Here is a 19419-nt window from a genome sequence, read left to right on the forward strand (position 1 = left end):
GCCATGCCACCATCGCGCAGCGGCGATGACCGGTCCGTGTTCACCGCCGCCGATTCCGCCATCGCCGCCGCCCGCGATCGGCTGATCGCGCTCTCGCATTCGATTCACGCCGAACCCGAACTCGCCTTCGAGGAATTCCGCAGCGTCGAGAAGACCATGGAGCCGCTGCGCGAGCACGGCTTCCGCATCGAGAAGGGCGTCGCCGGGCTGCCGACCGCCTTCACCGCCGAATACGGCCACGGTGATCTCGTCGTCGGCCTCTGCGCCGAATACGACGCGCTGCCCGAGATCGGCCACGCCTGCGGGCACAACATCATCGCCGCGTCCGCGGTGGGTGCGGCGCTGGGGCTGGCCGCGGTGGCCGATGCCTGCGGGATCACGGTGAAGGTGCTGGGCACGCCCGCCGAGGAGAGCGGCGGCGGCAAGGTGCTCATGCTGGAGCGCGGCGTCTTCGACGATTGCGCCATGGCCATGATGGTGCATCCGGGCCCGGAGGATATCGCCGGCGCGCATTCTCTGGCCCTGGCTGATTTGTCCGTTGTTTTTCACGGCCGCGAATCCCATGCCAGCGCCGCGCCGGAATACGGGCGAAATGCTCTTGATGCACTCACCGTCGCACAAGTTGCTTTAGGTTTGCTACGCCAACATCTACTTCCCGGACAGCAACTGCACGGTATAGTCGGGTCGGGCGGCGTGGCCCCCAATATCGTGCCCGGACACGCGGAACTGCTGTATTACCTACGAGCAGTGAACTCCGCGGACCTCGAAGATCTGATGCGACGCGCATCGGCCTGTTTCGAGGCAGGTGCCCTGGCGACCGGATGCACACATGAAATCCGGAAGCTCGCGCCGACATATACCGAGCTCACTCCCGACAGCGCACTACTGTGTGCCTATCGCGAGCAGATCGTCGAACTCGGACGCGAGCCCATTGCCCCGGAACTCGAGGCGCAACGGCCGCTGGGCAGCACGGATATGGGCAATGTCACCAATGTCATCCCAGGCATCCACCCGGTGATCGGGATCGATGCCGGAGGCGCGGTGACCCACCAGCCCGCGTTCGCGGCCGCGGCCGTGAACGCCTCCGCCGACCAGGCTGTCATCGACGGTGCTACGGCTTTGGCCCGCACCGCGATACAACTTTCAGGCGATCAATTACACAGGGACAGGTTGTCGGAACGAGTCAGTCAACGGCAGTTTCAGCGACAGGAGGACATTCGGTGAGCACAACCGGCCGGTCCGCGGCGCGAGCTTCGGGACCAGTGGCGGCCCCGTGCGTCTCGCAGGGGACGGCGAGCGGCGTGAACGGCAGCTCGGTGGGGGTCGACATGGGCTTTGAAATGGGCACGGTGGGTGTTGACATGGATATGGTGAGCGGTCGAGACGTGGTGGACGCGTGGCTGGACGAGCACGCCGACGACCTGGTTTCGTGGCGGCGGCACATCCACGCCAACCCCGAGCTGTCCCGCACCGAGTTCGGTACCACCGAGTTCGTGGAATCCTGGCTGGTCAAGGCCGGTCTGGAACCGCGCAAGCTGCCCAGCGGCACGGGGCTCATCTGCGATATCGGCCCCGCCGACGGCCCGCGCATCGGGCTGCGCGCGGATATGGACGCGCTGCCGCTGCAGGAGTACACCGGCCTGCCCTTCGCCTCCACCGTGCCGGGTGTGTCGCACGCCTGCGGGCACGATGCGCACACCACCATCCTGCTGGGCACCGCGCTGGCGCTCGCCGAAGTCCCGAACCTGCCGGTCGGTGTGCGACTGGTCTTCCAGCACGCCGAGGAGGTCATGCCCGGCGGCGCCATCGACATGGTCGCTGCGGGCGCCATGGAAGACGTCTCGCGCATGTTCGCGCTGCACTGCGATCCGCGGCTGGAGGTCGGCCGGGTCGGCATCAGAGTCGGCGCCATCACCTCCGCCGCCGACACCGTCGAACTCGTGCTGGACTCCCCGGGCGGGCACACCTCGCGCCCGCATCTGACCAGCGATCTGGTGTACGCCATCGGCACCGTCATCACCGGCCTGCCGGGCCTGCTGAGCCGCCGCATCGATCCGCGCACCAGCACCGTCATGGTGTGGGGCGCGGTGTCGGCGGGCAAGGCGCCCAATGCGATTCCGCAGACCGGCATGCTCACCGGCACCGTGCGCACCGGTGATCACGCCACCTGGTCGCTGCTCGAGCCCATGGTCCGCGAGATCGTCGAGGGCCTGCTCGCGCCGACCGGCGTGCGCTATCAGCTCAACTACAAGCGCGGCGTGCCGCCGGTGGTGAACGACGAACTGGCCGTGCGCATGTTCGAGGACGCCATTCGCGAAATCGGCCCGGACGCCCTCGCCGACACCCAGCAATCCGGTGGCGGCGAAGACTTCTCCTGGTACCTGGAGGAAGTCCCCGGCGCCATGGCGCGGCTCGGCGTCTGGTCGGGCAAGGGTGAGCAGCTCGACCTGCACCAGCCGACCTTCGATATCGACGAGCGCGCCCTCGCCGTGGGCGTGCAGGTCATGACCAGCCTGGTCCTGAACGCTTAGCGAGCAGCGAAAAGGCGGGCCGCACCGACTCGGTGCGGCCCGCCTTTCGTTCGCGTCTCAGAGGCCGAAGGTGCCCGGGCCCACGTTCTTGCTGTTGCGGGTGCGTAGGGCGTGGACGTAGTCGCTTGGCGCGCCCGCCTTTTCGGCGGCGTCGGCGATCACTCCGAGGTAGCGGGCCGACGGGAGTCCGCCCTCGTAGGCGTCCAGCACGTACAGCCAGGCCAGCACCGGCTCGGTGGCCGGGCCCTGGTTCGGCGTCACGCGCAGCCGAATCTTCTTGTGAATGCCGAAGTCCGAACCTTCCCAGCGGTCCAGGCTGACCTCGTCATCGTCGGGCACGTCGTACAGGACGACGAACACGCGTGAGCCAGGCTCCTCGACCACCGTGGCGAGCGGTCCCTCCCAGCCGATGTCGTCTCCGGCGAAGGTCAGGCGCCACCCTTCCAGCCAGCCGGTTCCGTACACGGGGGAGTGCGGACAGCGCTTGAGCATCTGCTCGGGATCCATGTTGGACCCGTAGGCGGCGTAAATCGGCACTGTAAGAGCCTATCGAACAATCCCTGACAACCGTCCCTGAACCCGATCTCCGGGCGGTTCGCAGCGCCTGGTTGGACCGGATCGTCGGATTCGATGTGGTCTCCGACGCATTCACATCAGGTTCGCGGCCCGTCTCGATTCTGGACTGAGTGGAGCGTGGGGGAGCGAAGCGGAGGGAGGGAAGATTCGAGACTTCGGGGGCCGCGAACAGCCCGGAGCGAAGCGGAGGGCAAATCAAACACCGCTCGTAGCTGTGCGGACGCCGACGGATAACGTAGTAGAGCGGCACCGGAGATCCCGCGTGCCGAGGCAGAAGCGGAGGGACAATGACCCGCATTGCGATCATCGGTGGCGGGCCCGCCGGATACGAGGCCGCGCTGGTGGCGGCACAGCACGGCGCACCGGTCACGCTGATCGACAGTGACGGCATCGGCGGCGCGTGCGTGCTGTGGGATTGCGTGCCGTCGAAGACATTCATCGCCTCCACGGGCGTGCGCACGGATCTGCGGCGAGCCCGGGACCTGGGCATCACGGTGCATCCGTCGCAGGCGCAGGTGCGGCTGGCCGAGGTGAACTCGCGCGTGAAGGCGCTCGCGCAGGCGCAGTCCTCGGATATCAAGGTGAAGCTGCAGCAGGCCGGCGTCGAGGTGCTGGCCGGGTACGGCGAGCTCATCGACCAGGCGCCCGGCCTGGCCACGCACCTGGTGAAGGCGACCCTGGCCGACGGCCAGCAGCGGCTCATCGAGGCCGAGGTGGTGCTCATCGCCACCGGCGCCAGCCCGCGCGTGCTGCCCGGCGCCGAGCCGGACGGCGACCGCATCCTGAACTGGCGTCAGCTCTACGACCTCAAGGAACTGCCCGAGACCCTGGTGGTGGTCGGTTCCGGTGTGACCGGCGCCGAATTCGTCTCCGCTTATACCGAGATGGGCGTGAAGGTGAAGCTCGTCTCCAGCCGCGACCGGGTGCTGCCGGGCGAGGACGCCGACGCCGCGCTGGTGCTCGAGGAAGCCCTCGCCGAGCGCGGCGTGGAACTGGTCAAGCACGCGCGCGCCGATGCGGTGGAGCGCACCGCCGACGGCATCGTGGTGAAGCTGTCCGACGGCCGCAATGTGACCGGCACGCACGCCCTCATGACGGTCGGCTCGATTCCGAACACCGACAAGCTGGGCCTGGAGCGGCTCGGCATCGAACTGGACAAAGGCGGCTACCTGCGCGTGGACCGCGTCTCGCGCACCACCGCGCCCGGCGTGTACGCCGCGGGCGACTGCACCGGCCTGCTGCCGCTGGCCTCGGTGGCCGCCATGCAGGGCCGCATCGCCATGTATCACGCGCTCGGCCAGGGCGTGCAGCCGATTCGCCTGAAAACCGTTGCCTCGGCCGTGTTCACGCGCCCGGAGATCGCCACCGTCGGCGTCAGCCAGACCGCCATCGACAATGGCGAGGTCCCGGCCCGCACGGTCATGCTGCCGCTGAACACCAATCCGCGGGCCAAGATGTCGGGCCTGCGCCGCGGCTTCGTGAAGATCTTCTGCCGCCCCGCCACCGGTGTGGTGGTCGGCGGAGTCGTGGTGGCGCCCATCGCTTCCGAGCTGATCCTGCCGATCGCCCTTGCGGTGCAGAACAATCTGACCGTGAACGATCTGGCGCAGACCTTCTCGGTGTATCCGTCGCTCACCGGATCGGTCACCGAGGCGGCCCGTCAGCTCATGCGGCACGACGATCTCGACTGATAGCCATACCGTTTGACGTGATGTGATCCGGCTCGTCTTGCTGGTTCGCGAACCGTGTGGTTCACTTCGGCGCGGAAGCGATCGGTCGGGCGATCGCGAGTGACGTAGCGGGGGAGTCGATTCCGGTCCCTCGAGACCCCTCGCTCGCCTACAGTTCGATCGTGCCTGATGAGGGACGAAGGAATTGAGCGAAAAGTGAAGCACCGCAAGCCGAGTCGGATCAAGGCGAGTACCTCCCTGCCGCTGGCCACCGCGGTCGTCGCGGTGAGCCTGCTGGCGACCCCCGCGAACGCCGCTCCCGCGGATCCGGGCGCCGTGCCGGCTGCTCCCGAACAGCAGCCCGGCGCCACCGACGACAATCCCGCGCCGGAGCAGGCCGGTTCCACCGGCAACGGCAAGCCGGAGCAGGTCAAGCCGCAGCCGAGCCAGCCCGGCGTCACCACCCCGGGCTCGCCCAAGCCGGACACCACCCAGCCCGCCGGCGAGGATCCCGCCGTGCCGGAGGAGGAGCAGGTGCAGCCGGCCGGTGTCGGACCGGACGCCAAGCCTTCGCAGCCGGGTGTGAGCGTGCCGCGCGTCGCGCCGCTGCCGGTGCCGGGCCAGACCGTACCGGGGCAGACCACCCCGGGCGAGGCGGTGCCCGCGGTGGAGACCGAGAACAAGCCGCAGCAGCCGGGCACCACCCAGCCGAGCGTGCCGAAGCCGGAAGCCACCACCCCCGGCGCCACGGTCGACGATCAGACCAAGCCGGAAGAGCCGGACACGGTCATCAACACGCTCACCGACGACCAGACCGTCGAGACCCAGCCGCGCTGGCAGGCCCCGGCCATCGAGACCGCCCCCGCCGCGCCCGTGGTCGAGATGACCGGCCCGCACACCGAGATCGGCGCCAGCCTCGACGGCGGCACCCTGCTGCCCGGCGTCGCGGCCAACACCCACCACTTCAGCAACCTGGACGGGTACGTCGGCACCATCGGCTACACCACCCCGGGCGGCATCGGCGAGGCCGGTATGGCGCTGGACTTCACCACGGTCAACCAGATCAAGGTGACCGCCTACACCCGCGTCGGCGAGGGCGATGACCGGCAGCTGGAGTTCGTGCTGGACACCGCCGTGGTGAACGCCGTCAAGGCGGACACCGAGAACTTCATCCGCCTGCTCCCGGGCGGCGCCACCATCCTGGAGGCGGCCGCGCAGATTGGTAGGCTTCCGGCGGGCGAACACCCCGCGCAGACGGTCGACCTCGGCGGTGTGACCACGCAGGTGGGCGGTTCGGTCCAGTACTGACGAGCACGGCCCGAATTCGGTGCCGGCAGGAGTTGAGTCGTCGCGTGGGGCGGTCGGGAGCGACCGCCCCACGAGTGTGTGGCGAAAGGACGGGTGATGGCTTCCGGAAAGGACGATCCCGCGCGACCGGAACCGGAACCCACGTCCGAGGCGGGGGAGGGGCAACCGGCCGGCGGACAACCGGAATCGGAATTCGGTCCGCCGGTGCCGGCCGGTCCCGCGGCCGGTGAATTCGGCCCGCCGCTCACGCCGCCGGCCGCGGCTCCGGATTCGGAATTCGGGCCGTCGCTCAATGACTTCGGGCCCTCGATCAACGACTTCGGGCCCACCCCCGAGACCGGCTCCGGCTGGTCGCCCGCACCGCCCGCGAGCCCCGACCTTGCCTGGCGGCCCGCGGACGCCGGCCCGTCGAGCGGGCAGTACCGGGCGCCGGAGTCGTGGACCCCGCCGACGACCGGGCAATTCCCGGTGCAGCACGGAGCACCCGCCGACCCGAATGCCGGTGTGGCCGGAATGCCTTCGGCCGTCACGCCTTCCACGTCCGCCCAGGCGAACGGATCCGGATATGCCCCCGGGCCGGGCGTTTTCGGCGATCCGGAGGAGACGACCCGCATTACCGGGGGCGCCACCGCGGGTGGGTCCGAATATGCCGCGGGACCCGGCGTTTTCGGTGATGCGGACGAGACGACCCGCTACGCGCCGTCCGGCGGCGCGTCCGGGTACGCCCCGGGCGCAGGCGTTTTCGGGGATCCCGATCAGACGACCCGCTACTCCGGAACCGGTAGCGCGGCTGTGCCGCCCGCTGCGCCGACGAGCGCCGCGCCGCCGACTCCGGCCCGGAAGACGCCCGCCGACCCGTCAGCGTCGCAATCAGCCGCGAATAACGCACCGTCCAGCACGGCGGCCGCGTCCGAGGGCGCGCGCAACGGCGCACCGGCCTCCTGGTGGCGGACCACCGAGGCGGGATTCCCGCCCACCCCGCCGCCGGAACCCGTGACGACGCAAGGGGAATCGCTGTCGTGGGCCGATGATCCGATCGCCAAGCGGCTGGCCCCGAAATCCGCTCCGCCCGAACGCGAGCCGTCGGCCACACCGCCGTGGGGCCGCATTGCCCTCGGCGGGGCGGCAGTGGTCGTGGTGCTCGCCATCCTCGGTGCGGTGATCGTGGCCGTCACCCGCGGCGGCGGTGACGACGAGTCGGCGCAGGCGGTGGCGACCACCACCGGCAAGTCCGTGACCACCACCGCGCCCACCGCCGCGGCCCTGAGCTGCCCGACCAAGCGGGAGGGCAATCTGACCATCGGCAATGGCGAGGGCGGCACGGCGTCCGGCGCCGACGCCATTCTGGGGTTCCAGCACGCCTTCTACGCCGACCGCAATGGTGAGAAGGCGCGGTCCTTCGTCGCGCCCGATGCCGCGAATGTCTCTCCGGCCGAGGTCATTCAGCAGGCCATCAATGACGTGATCCCGGTGGGCACCACCTACTGCCTGCGCATTGTCGAGGTCGCCCCGGCGATCTACGACGCCGACCTCACCGAGCACCGCCCCGACGGCACCACCACCGTGTACCGCCAGCACATCACCACCGTGAACCGCGACGGCAAGAACCTGATCTTCGCCATCGACTAGACGCCGCCGCGTCGCGGCCGGTCGGGGTTCGGGCCGGTGCCGCCGTATCCACGCTGTCTCAGGATGTGAGAAAGGAATTTCATATTCTGGTCGGGTTGTGACAGGCTGGGTTTTCGCATACCCCGGCGTTCCCACGGAGGTGTTTTGATGTCCGCACTCACTCCGCCGCTGTCCTCACGGCTCGACGGATTGCAGAGCTCCGCCATCCGCGACCTGCTCAAGCTGACCGCGCGCGCGGACATCATCAGCCTCGCCGGTGGCCTGCCCGACGCCGAGCTCATGCCCCGCGATCGCATCGCGCAGGCCGCCGAGGCCGCGCTCGCCGACCGCTCCCGGCTGCAGTACACCGAGTCGCCCGGCTGGGGTCCGCTGCGCGAGGTCGTCGCCAAGCGCGAATCCGGGCGCATGGGCCGCACCGTTCCCGTCGACGAGGTCTTCATCACCCACGGCTCCCAGCAGGCCCTGTCCCTGCTCGCCGAGGTCCTGCTCGATCCGGGCGCCCTGGTCGTCTGTGAGGATCCGGCGTATGTCGGCGCCCTCCAGGTCTTCCGTGCCGCCGGCGCCCGAATCATCGCCGTCCCACTGGATTCCGAGGGCATGCGCACCGACGCCCTGCGCGAACTCCTGGCCGGCGGCGAGCGCCCCGCCGTCGTCCACACCGTGAGCAACTTCCACAACCCCGGCGGCGTCACCATGAGCCCCCCGCGCCGCCAGGAATTGGCCGCGCTGGCAGAGGAATTCGGCTTCTGGGTCATCGAGGACGACCCCTACGGCGAACTCTGGTTCGACCGCCCGTCCCCGTTCCCGGTCGCGACGTACTCGCCCAACGTGATCCGCCTGTCCAGCGCCTCCAAAACCCTCGCGCCCACCCTCCGCGTCGGCTGGATGATCGCCCCCACCCGGGTCTGCCGCGCCGTCGAGCTGCTCAAGCAGGGCGCCGACCTCTGCGGCTCGGCCCTCACCCAGCAGATCGCCGCCGACCTGCTGTCCGACTCCACCTGGCTAGCGAGCCACATCGATTCGGTCCGCACCGCCTACGGCGCCCGCGCCCGCGCCCTGGTCGCCGCCGTCCGCGACCGCTTCGGCGACCGCGTCACCAGCACCGACGCCGCCGGCGGCATGTTCGTCTGGGTCGACTTCACCGACGGCACCGACACCAGAGCCCTACTCCCGCAAGCCCTGGACTCCGGCGTCGCCTACGTCCCCGGCTCCGCCTTCGCCGTCTCCACCGACTACACCCACTCCCTGCGCCTGTGCTTCACCACCTCCGACGAAGCCACCCTGGCCGAAGCTGTCGACCGCCTGGCCAAGGCCCACGCCGCCGCCCCGGCGCACGCCTGACCTGCTCGGCTAAACCCAGTTGTAGGTGCGTTCGACGGCCTTGTTCCACTCGTGCATGAGGGTGTCGCGGTCGGCGGGGGACATGGTGGGGGTCCAGCGTTTGTCCTCGGCCCAGTTGGCGCGGATGTCGTCGGGGGAGGCCCAGTAGCCGACGGCCAGGCCCGCCGCGTAGGCCGCGCCGAGGGCGGTGGTTTCGGTGACCACCGGGCGGACCACGGGGGCGTCGAGGATGTCGGACTGGAACTGCATGAGCAGTTCGTTGACGACCATGCCGCCGTCGACCTTCAAGGTCACCTTCTCGACGTCCAGTTGCTGGGCTGCGGAGTCTGCGCGCATGGCGTCGATGACCTCGCGGGTCTGGAATGCGGTGGCTTCCAGGACGGCTCGGGCTATGTGGCCACGGTTGACGAAGCGGGTGAGGCCCGCGAAGACACCGCGGGCGTCGGGGCGCCAGCGGGGGGCGAACAGGCCGGAGAAGGCGGGGACGATGTAGCAGCCGCCGTTGTCGGGGACGGTATCGGCGAGGGGTTCGATGTCGTCGGCGGAGGAGATCATGCCGAGGTTGTCGCGCAGCCATTGGACCAGGGAGCCGGTGACGGCGATGGAACCCTCGAGGGCGTAGACGGCGGGCTGGTCGCCCAGGCGGTAGCAGACGGTGGTGAGCAGGCCGTGCTCGCTGAAGACCGGGGTGGTGCCGGTGTTCATGAGCATGAAATTGCCGGTGCCGTAAGTGTTCTTGGTGTCACCGGGTGACAGGCAGGCCTGGCCGAAGGTGGCCGCTTGCTGGTCGCCGAGAATGCCGGCGACGGGCACGCCGGCCAGGGCGGTGCTGATGATCTCGCCGTAGACCTCCGACGAGCTGCGGATGGTGGGGAGCATGGCCATGGGCACGCCGAAATCGGCGCAGATCTGCGGATCCCATTGCAGGGAGCGCAGATCCATGAGCATGGTGCGGGAGGCATTGGTGACGTCGGTGAGGTGCTGGCCGGTGAGATTCCACAGGATCCAGCTGTCGATGGTGCCGAAGCACAGTTCACCGGCCAGGGCGCGTTCCCGCGCGCCGGGGACGCGGTCCAGGATCCAGCGCAGTTTGGGACCGGCGAAGTAGGTGGACAGCGGCAGGCCGGTGCGGTCGGCGTAGCGGGTGACGCCCTCGGAGCCGCCGAGCTCGACGGTGAGATCGGCGGTGCGGGTGTCCTGCCAGACGATGGCATTGTGAATCGGCTTGCCGGTGGCGCGTTCCCACACCACCGTGGTCTCACGCTGATTGGTGACACCGGCCGCGGCGATGTCGCCGGCGCCGATGCCGAGCTTGTCCAATACCTCCGCGATCACGGATTCGGTATTGCGCCAGATGGTTTCGGCATCGTGCTCCACCCAGCCGGGCTGCGGGAAGATCTGCTCGTGCTCGCGTTGCGCGACTCCGACTATCAACCCCTGCTGATCGAAGATGATGCACCGACTCGACGTCGTGCCCTGATCGATGGCGGCCACATAGCGACGCATTCCCAGCACGCTACTCGACAGCGGCCCGTGCACGACGCCATGACACCACCCGCGTCGCATCGCACGGCGAGCGATTACTCTCGGATACGGTTACTTGCGAGTACGAGAGCTTCGACCAGAGCGTCATCATTACGAACGCCGCGTCGTCTCCGCGGCGAAGGCTGGAGGAGTCGGGCATGACGAAGCAGCAACCGCGATCGCAGTTTCTCGGCCCCGAGCAGCGCGAAGCTGCCTGGGAGAGGCTCGGCGGCGAGCACTATGACGTGGTGGTGATCGGCGGCGGCGTGGTCGGCGCCGGCATTGCGCTCGACGCGGCCACCCGCGGCCTGGAAGTCGCCCTGGTGGAGGCCCGCGACCTGGCCTCGGGCACCTCCAGCCGTTCGTCGAAGATGTTCCACGGCGGCCTGCGCTACCTGGAGATGATGGAATTCGGGCTGGTCCGCGAGGCGCTCAAGGAGCGTGAACTGGCGCTGTCCACCCTGGCGCCGCATCTGGTCAAGCCGCTGCGCTTCCTGTACCCGCTCAGCCACTACGGCTGGGAACGGCCCTACGTGGCCACCGGCCTGCTCATGTACGACACCATGGGCGGCGCGAAATCCGTTCCCGGACAGCATCATCTGACCAGGTCCGCGGCGCTGCGGCTGGCGCCGGGGCTCAAGCGCGACGCGCTCACCGGCGGCCTCACCTACTACGACACCGTGGTCGACGACGCCCGCCACACCATGACCGTGGCCCGCACCGCCGCCCACTACGGCGCGGTCATCCGCACCTCCACCCAGGTGATCGGCTTCCTCCGCGAGGCCGACCGGGTGGTCGGCGTGAAGGTGCACGACAGCGAGGACGGCCGCACCACCGAGGTCCGGGCCAGCGTGGTCATCAATGCCACCGGCGTCTGGACCGACGAACTACAAGCCCTGGCCAAGCAACGCGGGCGATTCCATGTGCGAGCGTCCAAGGGTGTGCACATTGTGGTGCCGCGCGACCGCATCGCCAGCGATACCTCGATCATTCTGCGCACCGAGAAGAGCGTGCTGTTCGTCATCTCCTGGGGCACCGACCACTGGATCATCGGCACCACCGACACCGACTGGAATCTGGACCTCGCCCATCCGGCGGCGACCAAATCCGATATCGACTACATCCTCGACCACGTCAACAAGGTGCTGGTCACCCCGCTCACGCACGCCGACATCACCGGCGTCTACGCGGGCCTGCGGCCGCTGCTGGCCGGGGAGAGCGATCAGACCTCGAAGCTCTCGCGCGAGCACGCCGTGGCCCGCATCGCGCCCGGCCTGGTCGCCATCGCCGGCGGCAAGTACACCACCTACCGGGTGATGGCCTACGACGCCGTCGACGAAGCGGCACAGGACATTCCGCGCCGCGTCTCGCCGACCATCACCGAGAAGGTGCCGCTGCTCGGCGCGGACGGCTACTACGCGCTCATGAACCAGACCCCGCACCTGGCCGAGAAATACGGCATCCACCCGTACCGCATCCAGCACCTGCTCAACCGGTACGGCTCGCTCATCGACGAGGTCCTCGGCCTCGCCGACGGCAAACCCGAACTGCTGGAACCGATTACGGCCTCACCCGGCTACCTGCGCGTGGAGGTCGTGTACGCGGCCGCCGCCGAAGCCGCCCTGCACCTCGACGACATCCTCGCCCGCCGCACCCGCATCTCCATCGAATACGCCCACCGCGGCGTGGATTGCGCCGAGGAGGTCGCCAAACTCGTTGCCCCGGTCCTCAACTGGAGCAAGTCCGATATCGCCCGCGAAGTCGACACCTACAAGGCCCGCGTCAAGGCCGAAATCGAATCCCAGACCCAGCCCGACGACGCCTCCGCCGAAGCGCTGCGCCTGGAAGCCCCCGAAGCCCGCGCCAAGGTCCTGGTCCGCGAGGACCTGCCCATCGACAAATAATCAGCGCACAGGTCAGGCATCCCCACCTGGATCCGGTCGCGCGCTGGTCAGCGACGGCAGGTCGAGGACGACACGACTGTCGCTCAGGGTCAGGGCCGCCCGTCCAGCGTGCTCGCCGGCGCTCTCGTAGTGCTCATCGACGAGCTGGAAAGCTGTGAGGCTGACCGGCTCATCCAAATCGATGAGCCAATAGTGTTCGATACCGACCTCGGCGTACTCGGCGAACTTTGTCACGCGGTCGGTGCGCTTGGTGCCGTCGGAGAGAATTTCGACGACGAGCGACACGTCCGCCGGCTTCCAGAGCGGCAGATTCGCTTCGATACCCGAGGCCGATCCCACCAACACGTCGGGCACCCGGACGGTCGGCGGGGTTCCCGGCTCGATGACGAGCTCGACTTCGGTGAGTACGCCTTGCGATGCCGGGAGTTGTGGGTTCGAGCTGTGCGGCCAGCCGCCACACCGCGCGCTGGTGCTTGGAAACCGGTCTCGGAGACACGACCAGGACCCCCTCGACAAGCTCGTACCAGCGGCTGTTGTCCTCCGGGAGTGCGATCCAGTCGTTCAGGGTCAAGAGACGGTCGGGCCAGGACACGACATTCACCGCTGCCTCCCTTCGCGCGTACGAACCTTTGGTCAGTCTGGCATACGACGCGCCGTATTCGCTGGTCCAAGACCTGTTCCACAGAGTCGGGTCAGTGGGAGGCCGGTGGCGGCTGGCAGCGTGGGCAGAAGTAGATGCCGCGGTCCGCGCGGGCCGGATAGGTTTCCGGATCGCCGATCAGGTGGACGACCATGATGGCGCCGCAGCGTTGGCACGGCCGGCGGTGCCGTCCGTAAGCCAGTGCCCGCCAGGGTGGTTTGTGTGCGGCCTGGGTGAGGACGCGGTGTGCCTGGTCGACCAGGCCGGGTAGGTCGGGGATGTCGCCGACGGGGGTTGCGGGGTGGATTCGGCGGAGGTAGCAGATCTCGCTGCGGTAGATATTGCCGATGCCCGCCAGGTTGCGCTGATCGAGCAGGGCCAGGGCGATGGGCAGATCGGGTTTCTCGCTCAGTCTCCGGACCGCTTCGTCGGCATCCCAATTGAGGCCGAGTAGATCCGGGCCGAGGTGGTCGGTTGCCTTGTGCTCGTCCGCGCGACGTAGCACCTCCACGGTGCCCAGCGAGAAACCTACGGCCTCGGCATCAGCGGTGGCGAGCACCAGCCGCGCGGTGAATCCCGGCTTGGTCCACCGCTGTCCGGGCGAGTAGACCCGCCACTCGCCCTCCATTTTCAGGTGGGTGTGAATACTGAGTTCAGGGGTGCGGACGAAAAGGTGCTTGCCGTAACTGCCGACGCTCTCCACCGGTTCGCCGCGCAGGTCCAGGGTCGCGTACTTCGGCACCCGGAAGTCACTGCGTGCCAATTCCTTCCCGGCCAGCGCGGTACGCAGCCGGGCCGCAGTGAGGAATACCGTGTCACCCTCGGGCACGGCATCCTCCGGGCGAGCCGGAGCGTGAGGGCGCGGGGCGACTCACGGGCGGCCTCGTAGCCGGAAGCCCTTGGGCGTGGCGGCGAAGCCCGCCTCGGTGAGGAAGGCGGCGAAAGTATTGCCGTGCACCGATTCCCCGTTCACCCGATCGATCACCAGCGAATCCACCCGTCGCTCGTGCACCAGTCCGGCCAGCGCCGTCGCCGCCGCCGTCCGCACCCCCGGATCCTCGGTGAACGTCAGCAGCGTCTTCCCGCCCCGCTCCAGATACAACGCCAGCTCACCCTCCACCAGCACCACCAGCGCCCCCGCCTTGCGCCCCGGCCGGTGCCCGGCCCCCTCGGCGGCAGCCTTCGGCCACGGTAGCGCCGCCCCATAGGGATTCGCCGGATCGCAAGCCGCCAGGGCCAGCGTCGTGCTGTCACCCCGCACACCTGTCCCGTGCCCGTCCCCGTCCCCGTCCGCACGCGACCGATCGATATCGAAGGACCGCAGCCGATCCACCACATCGGTCGTCGAGAACTGCGCCCCGCCCAGCGAATCCACAAAATACCCGCGCCGGCATCGCCCCCGATCCTCGAACTCGGTGAGCACCCGATACATCAGCGCGAACCCACCCGGAACCCCCTCACTCTGCACCGACCCGCGCGTCAGCACCCCGTATCGCTCGAGTAGCACATCGGCCGTCGCATGCGCCCGAATCGTATTGTCCGCCACCCGATCAGGCAGCAAAGACCACCGCCCGGCGGCCGACGGCGGACTCGTCCGCACCGGAGCTCCGCCCCCGGGCAGATACATCCGCCCGCGCGGAGCCCGCCGCGGCGTGCGATGGGCCGTCGTGGTTCGCGTCGTACCCGAAAGCAGCGCCCGCACCGGCGCGAAGGTATCCCCGGCAACGTATCCGGCCCACACCAGCTCCCACAGCGCCGCGACCACAGCCGACTCGTCCTCGACGCCGGCGGCCTCGGCCAGCTGCCGGAAGAAGTACGCCCCACCGGAGCTCGGCACCACCTGATACAGCGGCCCGCTCGCCCCGGCGTTCGGCTGCGACGTCCGCGCCCGCCCGCGCGAGCCCGGCGCCGCCGCAGTCTCGGTCTCGGACGTGCCGGTCCTCTCAGCGAACGTGGGGGCTCGCATCTCGTCGGCGGTGCCGAGGAGACGCAACGGATCGGGGCCGCCATCGGTGCCACCGGTTCCACTCGACCTCGGCGCGCTCACATTGCCCGGTTTCGGACCGATGTCGCTGTGTGGCTCGCTACCGACGCCCGCGCCCGGGTCGGGTGGCGAAGCCGATGTCGTACCGGTGCGCCCGGATAGGCCCGTGGCGGTGTCCTGCTCGGCCGCGCCGGGTGCGTGGTCCGTTGTCGCACCGGGGCGAGAGCCGGCCGGGCCGCCTATGACGGTCGCGCCCATGGCCATGAGCAGGCTGATCTGGGTTTCGGTGAGGTCGATGTCGGCGGGTGGGGGGAGGGTGAGGGGGGCTTGTTCGGCGGGGTGCAGGGCGATCCAGCCGTCTTTGGCGGTGAGGGAGCCGTGGCCGGACCAGAGGACCTCGCCGGTGGCCATGAGTTCGTCGAGCATGGCGGGGGAGTAGTCGCGCACTCGGGAGGGGAGGATGAGGGATTCCCAGGCGGAGGCCGGGATCGGTACGCCCGCGAGCTGTTCCACGACGGCGGCGACGCCGTCCACGCCGCGCAGTTCGCCGGTGCCGATGTGCTGCCATGCGGGGAGGAAGCGGCCCAGCGCGCTGGTGGCGACCGGTTCGACCTCCTTGCGGGCGGCGGCCAGGGAGCGGCGGCGGAGGCGGCGCAGGACCTCGTTGTCGCACCATTCGGCGCCGGCCGCGCCGGGGGTGAATTCGCCTTCCACCACCCGCTTTTCGAGGGCGAGGCGGTGCAGGGCGGTGGCGGCCACCGCGGATCCGAGGCCGAAGCGGGCGGCCGCGGCGTCGAGGGTGAACGGGCCGTGGGTGCGGGCGTAGCGGGCGATGAGGTCGCCGAGCGGGTCGGCGACCGGTTCGATGAAGGCGGCGGGGACGCCGATGGGCAGCGGCACGCCCAGAGCGTCGCGCAGCCGGGAGGCATCCTCGATCGCCACCCACCACTGCGAGCCCGCGAACGAGACCTCCAGGGCGCGATGGGATTTCACCAGTTCGGCGAACCACTCGCGCGGATCCTCCACACAGCGCTGGGCGGCCTCGCCGGCGGTGATCGGTCCGAGCAGCCGCAGCAGGTCGGCCAGGCCCTCCAAGTCACGCGCTTGTCGTTCCGGGGTCAGCCGCTGCAATTCCCGCTCGGTCTGCTCGAGCACCGCCGCGTCGAGCAGCTCCCGCAACTCCACCCGCCCGAGCAGCTCCGCCAGCAGGCTGGAGTCCAAGGACAGTGCGGCGGCGCGGCGTTCGGCGAGCGGGCTGTCGCCCTCGTACATGAACTGCCCGATGTAGTCGAACAGCAGTGAGTTGGCGAACGGCGAGGGCGTGGCCGTCTCGACTTCCACCAGCCGCAACTGCCGCCGCGCCACTCGCCCCAAAAGGTCGCGCAGTGAAGGGAGGTCGTAGACGTCCTGCAAGCACTCGCGCACCGTCTCCAGCAGGATCGGGAACTCCGGGAACTTGCGCGCCACATCCAGCAGCTGCGCCGACCGCTGCCGCTGCTGCCACAGCGGCGCCCGCTTCCCGGGATCCCGCCGCGGCAACAGCAGGGCCCGCGCCGCGCACTCCCGGAACCGGGACGCGAAAAGCGCCGACCCGCCGACCTGTTCGGTCACCAGATCATCGATCTCATCCGGCTCGAACACGAACAACTCCGCCCCGGGCGGATCATCCGTGGTGTCCGGCAGCCGCACCACGATCCCGTCATCCGACGGCGTCGGCGCGGCGTCCACCCCGAACCGCTCCCGCAGCCTGGCGGCCACCGCCAAAGCCCACGGCGCATGCACCGGCAGCCCGTACGGCGAGTGCAACACCAGCCGCCAGTCCCCGAGCTCATCCCGGAACCGCTCCACCACCAGCGTTCTATCCGTGGGCAGCTGACCCGTCGCCACTCGCTGTTCTTCCAGCAGCGACACCAGATTCGCCGTCGCATTGGCGTCCAGCCCGGCCGCGGCGGCGACGCGACCCAGCTCGTCCAGCTCCGGCTCGGCACCGGCATCCGTCCGGCCTGAGGACTTCTTACCGCCCTTCCCGCGACCCGTGCGCTTCCCCTGCGCGCTCGTCGTCGTACGGCCCTCCGGTGGCGCGCCGGCACCCGCCTCCGTGGAAGGCGCTGCGGCACTGCCCGTCCCAGGCGTCTGCTCGGAGCCACGCAGAAATTCACTCAGCGCCGTCGCCAGATCCACCGGCGCGCTGCCATTCCCGCTTCCGGCTACCGCCGTCCGTACGCTCGGACTCTGCTCCACCGCCTTTCCCGCGATGCGCACGAATTCGCCCAGGGCCGCGCCCAATTCGGCGGGGCGGCCGAGGCCGTCACCGTGCCAGAAGGGCAGGCGGCCCGGCAGTCCGAAGGCGGGAGTGACCAGGACGCGGTCGAAGGTGATCTCCTCGATGCGCCAGCTGGTCGCGCCCAGGGCGAAGACATCGCCCACCCGGGACTCGTAGACCATCTCCTCGTCGAGTTCGCCTACGCGGGAAGCTTTCTCGCCGACCATGAAGACGGGGAACAGGCCGCGGTCGGGGATCGCGCCGCCGGAGGTCACCGCCAGTCGTTGCGCGCCCGGCCGCCCGGTCAGGGTTCCGGCATCGCGATCCCAGACGATACGCGGGCGGAGTTCGGCGAATTCGTCGGAGGGATAGCGCCCGGAGAGCAGGTCCAGGACGGAGTCATAGGCCGAACGGGGCAGGGCCGCATAGCTTCCGGTGCGGCGGACGGCGTCGAACCAGGCCTCGGCGTCAATGGGTTCCAGGGCGCAGGCGGCGACGGTCTGCTGCGCCAGGATGTCGAGGGGATGGGCCGGAACCTTCAGTTCCTCGATCTGCCCGGCGGTCATGCGCTGGGAGGCGACCGCGCAGTGGATGACGTCGGTGCGGTGCTTGGGGAAGATGACGCCGCGGGAGATCTCGCCGACCTGATGCCCGGCGCGGCCGACGCGCTGCAGGCCGCTGGCCACCGACGGCGGTGCCTCCACCTGGACGACCAATTCGACCGCGCCCATATCGATTCCGAGTTCGAGACTGCTGGTGGCCACCACGCAGCGCAGTCGGCCGCTCTTGAGATCGTCCTCGATAATGGCGCGCTGCTCCTTGCTCACCGACCCGTGGTGGGCGCGGGCCAGCAGCGGTGCGGCGCCATGGACCACCTCGGTGGACGCGCCGAGCTGGGCGGGCGGGGCGTGCTCGGTCTCCACCGCCGCGCCGGTCCGGGACGCGTACGCCTCGTTCAAGCGCGCGGTCAACCGTTCGGCCAGCCGCCGCGAATTCGCGAACACGATGGAGGACCGGTGCTCGAGCACCAGATCCACAATGGCCTCGTCCACATGCGGCCAGATGGAGCCGGGCTGATCGGAATCCTCGTTGCCCGCATCGGGTTCGGTCATATCCGCCACCGGCACCCGCACCGACAGGTCGAAGGTCTTGGGCGCGGGCGGCGACACGATGGTGATCGGCGCGTTCCCGACCAGGAACCGCCCCACCTGCTCCGGCGGCCGCACCGTCGCCGACAGGCCGATGCGCTGGGCGGGCCGCCCGCCCGCCGCCTCCGTCATGGCGTCCAGCCGGGCCAGGGAAAGCGCCAGGTGCGCACCGCGTTTGGACCCGGCGATGGCATGCACCTCGTCCACGATGACCGTGTGCACCTCGCTCAGCGCTTCCCGCGCCGCCGAGGTGAGCATGAGGAACAGCGATTCCGGCGTGGTGATCAGAATGTCCGGCGGCGTGCGCTGCAACAGCCGCCGGTCGGCCGCGCTGGTATCGCCCGACCGCACACCCACGCTGATCTCCGGCGCGGGCAGCCCCAGCCGCTTGGCCGTCTGCGTCACCCCGACCAGCGGCGCCCGCAGATTCCGCTCCACATCCACCGCGAGCGCCTTCAGCGGCGAGATGTAGAGCACCGAGGTCTTGCGCCGCTTCGCCACCGACTCCCGGGTGGCCAGCCGATCGATGGCCCACAGGAAGGCCGACAGCGTCTTGCCCGAGCCGGTCGGCGCGATGACCAGCGTGTGCTCCCCGGCCGCAATGGCCTCCCAGGCTCCCAGCTGCGCGGCCGTCGGCGCCGGGAACGCGCCGTCGAACCACTGCCGGGTAGCGGGGGAGAACCGATCCATGGCCCCAGTCTGCACCCGGCCACCGACAGCCGCGGCCACCCGCCGCCGCCCGGACCGGATATCGCCCGGTGCGCGAGGTTATCCCGCAGTCGGCGTACAAGATCATGACGGCGAACTTGCGCCACCGGTCCGCGAGCAGCGCGCCGGTGCGAGGCGAGCGGCCTGCGCGCTGGCTCAGCTGCGCCAGGGTCACGAGCCCGAGCGAAGGTCG

12 protein-coding genes are annotated in these 19419 nt (G+C 69.6%); 7 read left to right on the forward strand and 5 right to left on the reverse strand.

Translation table 11 applies throughout. The features are described from left to right. The first annotated feature begins 3 nt into the window (after nucleotides 1–3). Together ACYQ5L_RS06155 and ACYQ5L_RS06160 are read left to right on the forward strand one after the other, a co-directional pair. Nucleotides 4–1224 (forward strand): M20 family metallopeptidase, encoded by a 1221-nt coding sequence (locus ACYQ5L_RS06155; RefSeq protein ID WP_459956140.1) that lies wholly within the window; start codon nucleotides 4–6, stop codon nucleotides 1222–1224. A gap of 143 nt (nucleotides 1225–1367) precedes the next feature. Next, nucleotides 1368–2531: a M20 family metallopeptidase gene (locus ACYQ5L_RS06160; RefSeq protein WP_459963334.1), complete on the forward strand. Its 1164-nt coding sequence runs from the start codon at nucleotides 1368–1370 to the stop codon at nucleotides 2529–2531. Between the two features lie 57 nt (nucleotides 2532–2588). Here the strand turns inward: ACYQ5L_RS06160 and ACYQ5L_RS06165 are convergent, their stop codons facing one another. Then, nucleotides 2589–3068: a gamma-glutamylcyclotransferase family protein gene (locus ACYQ5L_RS06165; protein ID WP_379200074.1), complete on the reverse strand. Its 480-nt coding sequence runs from the start codon at nucleotides 3066–3068 to the stop codon at nucleotides 2589–2591. A 326-nt stretch (nucleotides 3069–3394) separates the two neighbouring features. Between ACYQ5L_RS06165 and ACYQ5L_RS06170 the strand changes: the two genes are divergently transcribed. From ACYQ5L_RS06170 to ACYQ5L_RS06185, 4 genes are all read left to right on the forward strand, one after another. Then, nucleotides 3395–4798 (forward strand): NAD(P)H-quinone dehydrogenase, encoded by a 1404-nt coding sequence (locus ACYQ5L_RS06170; protein WP_067544105.1) that lies wholly within the window; start codon nucleotides 3395–3397, stop codon nucleotides 4796–4798. Between the two features lie 195 nt (nucleotides 4799–4993). After that, the gene (locus ACYQ5L_RS06175) at nucleotides 4994–6085 is read left to right on the forward strand and encodes a hypothetical protein (protein WP_459956143.1); all 1092 of its coding nucleotides are present in this window, start codon (nucleotides 4994–4996) and stop codon (nucleotides 6083–6085) included. A 96-nt stretch (nucleotides 6086–6181) separates the two neighbouring features. Beyond that, nucleotides 6182–7714 (forward strand): DUF8176 domain-containing protein, encoded by a 1533-nt coding sequence (locus ACYQ5L_RS06180; RefSeq protein ID WP_459956145.1) that lies wholly within the window; start codon nucleotides 6182–6184, stop codon nucleotides 7712–7714. Between the two features lie 147 nt (nucleotides 7715–7861). Then, on the forward strand, nucleotides 7862–9055 hold the full coding sequence (locus ACYQ5L_RS06185) for an aminotransferase-like domain-containing protein (protein WP_459956147.1): 1194 nt from the start codon (nucleotides 7862–7864) through the stop codon (nucleotides 9053–9055). Between the two features lie 9 nt (nucleotides 9056–9064). Here the strand turns inward: ACYQ5L_RS06185 and glpK are convergent, their stop codons facing one another. Continuing rightward, nucleotides 9065–10561 (reverse strand): glycerol kinase GlpK, encoded by a 1497-nt coding sequence (gene glpK / locus ACYQ5L_RS06190; protein WP_459956149.1) that lies wholly within the window; start codon nucleotides 10559–10561, stop codon nucleotides 9065–9067. Between the two features lie 176 nt (nucleotides 10562–10737). Here glpK and glpD point away from each other — a divergent pair, with 176 nt between their 5' ends. Beyond that, nucleotides 10738–12483, forward strand: a complete 1746-nt coding sequence (glpD, locus tag ACYQ5L_RS06195) for a glycerol-3-phosphate dehydrogenase (protein WP_459956151.1) — start codon at nucleotides 10738–10740, stop codon at nucleotides 12481–12483. A 12-nt stretch (nucleotides 12484–12495) separates the two neighbouring features. Here the strand turns inward: glpD and ACYQ5L_RS06200 are convergent, their stop codons facing one another. The 3 genes from ACYQ5L_RS06200 to ACYQ5L_RS06210 form a co-directional block, all read right to left on the reverse strand. Next, on the reverse strand, nucleotides 12496–12999 hold the full coding sequence (locus ACYQ5L_RS06200) for a Uma2 family endonuclease (RefSeq protein ID WP_459956153.1): 504 nt from the start codon (nucleotides 12997–12999) through the stop codon (nucleotides 12496–12498). 176 nt (nucleotides 13000–13175) lie between these two features. Next, nucleotides 13176–13952 carry a DNA-formamidopyrimidine glycosylase family protein gene (locus ACYQ5L_RS06205; RefSeq protein WP_459956156.1) on the reverse strand — a complete coding sequence of 259 codons (777 nt, stop codon included), beginning with the start codon at nucleotides 13950–13952 and terminating at the stop codon, nucleotides 13176–13178. 42 nt (nucleotides 13953–13994) lie between these two features. Then, a complete protein-coding gene (locus ACYQ5L_RS06210; protein ID WP_459956157.1) occupies nucleotides 13995–19208 on the reverse strand; it encodes an ATP-dependent helicase in 5214 nt (1737 codons plus the stop codon). Between the last annotated feature and the right edge of the window lie 211 nt (nucleotides 19209–19419).

It is taken from the genome of Nocardia sp. IFM 10818, from assembly GCF_054655275.1.